2 protein-coding genes are annotated in these 4,010 nt (G+C 63.4%); both read right to left on the bottom strand.

Going from position 1 to position 4,010, the window contains the following annotated elements; all coding sequences use genetic code 11:
* Positions 1-80: 80 nt before the first annotated feature.
* Complete coding sequence (locus QZ292_RS09970) at positions 81-2,948, bottom strand: PD-(D/E)XK nuclease family protein (RefSeq protein WP_294601116.1); 2,868 nt, start codon at positions 2,946-2,948, stop codon at positions 81-83.
* 28 nt (positions 2,949-2,976) lie between these two features.
* Complete coding sequence (locus QZ292_RS09965) at positions 2,977-3,483, bottom strand: HAD hydrolase family protein (RefSeq protein ID WP_294601115.1); 507 nt, start codon at positions 3,481-3,483, stop codon at positions 2,977-2,979.
* Positions 3,484-4,010 lie beyond the last annotated feature (527 nt).

Genomic DNA, 4,010 nt, shown 5'->3' with positions numbered 1-4,010 from the left:
CTAAAGTTTTTCTGGTTCTCTTTGTTCACAAAGAGAACAGTACCCTCCAACCCAAGGAAATATACAGAAACATCGGTCGTTTACCGTCGGCAGAGGGCGCGGAAGTCGCAGAACTCGCACGTGCGGTGATGCTCCGTTTGAGAGAACGGCACCGAAGCGTCGAACAGCGAAGCGAAAAGCTCCTCCAAGCCTTGCAACAGCTTTTGGCGGAGCTCCTCGTCCAACGCCCCGATCTCGACGACGGCACCCTCCTCGTCCTTGCAGACCGGCACCGGCGAGAAATCCGCCGTTCCCATCTTTCGGGCCACATAGAGCTCCGGCCGTACCTGTGCCTCCGGCCGCATCCCGTTCAGAATCAGTCCGTAGAGCAGCGTTTGCAGCACCGCCCCGTTGTGCGCCTCGTAGCGCAGCTCGCCCGTGCGCGTGTTGACCGCCTCGTTCGAGAAGAGGCTCTCCGGCAAGAGAAATTCCGGCGTATCCCCCCCGCTTTTGTAGTCCACGATCCGCAGCGCGCCGCTCGCCATCCGGTCGATCCGGTCCGCCACCCCCGCCAGCACCACCTTCCGCCCGCCGAGACGGAACGTGTGTTTGATGCGCTGTTCGAGCGCCACCACCGTGAACGGTTCCGCCTGCGGCCGCGCATCGTAGCGAAGGATGTGCTCCACGTACCGCGCCACCGAGTCGCGGTGCAGCTGCATCCGCCCGCTGAGGGTCACCTCCCGTCCCCGAGCCCCCATCACCTCCGCCATCGCCTCTTCCGTCGCCCGCACCACCCCCTCCCGGTCGAGCCCCGCCACCGCCCGTGCCGCATCCGGCTGCTTCAGGAGCGGCGTGTAGAGCGCCTCCAGCGCCCGGTGCAGCGTATTCCCCACGTCCAGGTGCGACGCCTCCTCCTCCAGCTCCTCCGGCGTTTCGAGCCGTTCGATGTCCGCGAAGTAGAACTTCAGCGGGCAGTCGATGTAGCGGTTGAGCTTCGACGGATAGAACGCCATCTCCTCCAGTCGTTGCAGCACCTCCGGCGACTTTTCGACCCGGATCGGTTCGACCGGCCGGTAGTCGATCCGCAGGTTGATGTTCGACCGTTCCACCCGGTGCGGCGACTCGTACTCCAGCTGGTAGACATAGCGGCTCTGCTCGCCCGTGCAGCGTTCGTCGGCCGCCGAGCTGTACATCATCGTGAGCCGTCGGCACCGCGCGATCAGGCGGTAGAAGTAGTAGGCGTACATCGCCTCGTGATCCTGCGGCGTGGGGAGTCCGAAAGCCTGCCGCAGGTTGAACGGGATATAGGAACTCCCCTCGCGATTTCCCGGAAAAGTGTCATCCGTGAGCGAGAGGAGGATGACGTTCTTGAAATCGAGGTTCCGCGTCTCGAGAATCCCCATGATCTGCAGGCCGCTCAGCGGTTCCCCTTCGTACGGTACGCGGCTCTGGGCCAGCGACTGCCGCAGCAGCGAGTGGTAGATGCCCGCCGGCAGCTCGATGCCGCAGTCCCGTATCGTCGCCCCGAGCCTCGCCACGTGGTCGAGGATCGTGAAGATGAACTCCTTGCGCTCGCGGGCCTCCTCGGTGTCGGACTCCACGGCTCCGAAGCCCGAGAGGATCTCCTCGATGTAGGCCTGCATCTCCTCGACCCCCGTCACCGGCCGGAAGATTTGCTCCAGCAGCCTGCGGCCGGCGAAAAAGGCCGGCTCGATCCAGATCATCTGCCCTTCGCGAATCGCTTTCAGAGCCTCTTGTGCTGCCCGTCCGCACCGTTCGGCGACGTACGGGTGGTTCAGGATGCCCGACACGTCGGTGTGCGAGAAGAACCCCTCGCGCGCATGCCGCTGGAGCGACAGAAGCCGCTCCAGCAGCATATAAGGCACGGTGCCGGACAGCGGGTAGCCCATCGTGACGTTCAGACTCGTGATCTCCGGCGGAATCGAGTGCAGCACGGGAAGCAGCAACGATTCGTCGGTCAGCACGATGGCGGTCTCCTTGTCGACATAGCCCTGTTTGTCATAGATTCGCTTCAGTTCGTGGTACAAGGCCTTGCATTGCAAAACGTCGGAAGGGGTCGAGATGACTTCGATGCGTTTGGGCTGCACGAAGTTGTCCCGCTCGAACTCCGGGGCGTCGTCGCCGAAGCGGGCCACGTCGCGACGGATGAACCGCCCGGCCTCCTGACTCTCCGAGCGGTAGAAGTAGTTGTCGTAGTCCCAGTAGAATTGCCCGGCCCCGATCTCGCGGAGGTAGTCGAACAGTCGTTTCTCGCAGTCGTTCAGGGCGTTGAAGCCGACGAAACAGAAGGTTTTCCCGGCGAACCGCTCGTCGGTGACGGCCCCCGTCTCCGAGACCCGGAGGCTGTCGGCCACGTCGCGGTAGATCATGCCGCTGTAGCCGATCCCCAGCTCGCGCAGCCGCGCCTTGTAGCGGGTGTAGATGTCGGACAGCGATCGCCAGATCTTCAGAAACTGCCGCTGTTCGTCGGACTGCACCGCCTGCCGGTCGAGCGAGCTCCAGAAGTTCCGCACGAGGGTCATGGCTTCGTCGTTCCCGGCGAAGAGGCCGCCGAACCGCGCTTCGATGTCGCGCAGGTCGCTCACGTTGGCATACAGTGCCTGGGCGTCGATGCCGTATTTGTCGATGGTGTCGAAGTCGGCGAGGAGCATCTCGCCCCACCGGAAGAAGCGGTCGAAGGGTTCGTCGTGGTAGTCGCGGTAGACGGGGTAGAGCTCGGCGACGAGTCGCAGCCTCTCGCCGATAGCGAGCGGCGAGAGGCTCCGTACGAGGTCGTCCATCGAGAGGTAGCGGGGCTGCCACATGGGCCGCCCGTCGCTCAGCGCGAGCAGGGCTTCGTTGAAGAAGAGCCGGGCGCGTTTGCCGGGAAAGACGATGTGCAGGTCGGAGATGCCGGTGCCGTAGGCGGAGTAGAGGTGCCGGGCGACTTCGTCGAGGAATTTTTTCATGACGGGGGAGCGGACAAAAAGGAAGGGGTCAGATTTCGAACCAGTCGCCGCGGCACCGGAGCACCTGTTCGATCATGTCGCGCACGCATCCGTATCCGCCCCGGAAGCCGGAGACGTAGTGTACGATGCTTTTCACGGCTTCGGCGGCGTCGGCCGGTGCGGCGGCGATCCGCACGAGGCGCATGGGGGCGATGTCGGGATAGTCGTCGCCCATGTAGAGCATCTGGTCGAGCGGTACGCCGCATTGTTCGGAAAAGTCGCGCAGGGCTTCGACTTTGGTCTCCTGTCCGGTGTAGATGTGCCGGATGCCGAGTCCCTCCATCCGCCGGCGGAGCTGGTCGCCTTTGCCGCCGGAGATGATGGCGATGGGGTAGCCTTTTTTCAGGGCCTGCACGACGGCGAGTCCGTCGCGCATGTGGTATTCGCGCAGGAATTCGCCGTCAGGGGTGAGCAGGATGCGTCCGTCGGTGAAGACGCCGTCCACGTCGAAGACGAAGGCGCGGATGTGTGCTATTTCTTCTTTGAAGTTTTGCATACGGGTTATTGTGTGTGGCGGTTCGGACGGGGGGCACGTTTCATAGCGTGTGGCGGCGTCCGTAGCTTGCGTCTTGCGGCGCGTGAGGCGCGCGGTCAGAGAGTGGGGTAGAGGCTGCCGCAGCGATGCGTGAGCATCGCCCGTCCACGGGACGTGGGGCCTGCGCGGCCTGAGCGCAGTTCCAGCCGGCTCAAAGCTCGACCGCGCGCCGCCGCCTAAAGAGGCGATTCAACTGTTTCGGCGCGAGCCGAAACAGAATGAATCACCCCGGCGCGCGAACAAGAATAATGCAAAAAAACGTCGCCCGCCCGCCAAAAGAGGGATTTCGCTCGTTTTGCGGCGAGCAAAATCGAGATGAAATCCCAGCGGGCGACGGTTGAAAAGCCCCGCGCGCCACGCCTTAGGAGGGAAATCGTTCAAACACGCAGTCGTGTTTGAACAAGATTCCCGCCAGCGTGCGGTTGCGGCGGAGCGACAGCGGAGCCGCAGTGAGGCGGACACGGGGCTATGCTTTGGGCTGAATAGTT

This window comes from uncultured Rikenella sp. (assembly GCF_910577125.1).
Lineage (GTDB): Bacteria > Bacteroidota > Bacteroidia > Bacteroidales > Rikenellaceae > Rikenella.
Note: the sequence above shows the minus strand (reverse complement) of the source record. Positions and strands in the feature narration are given on the sequence as shown.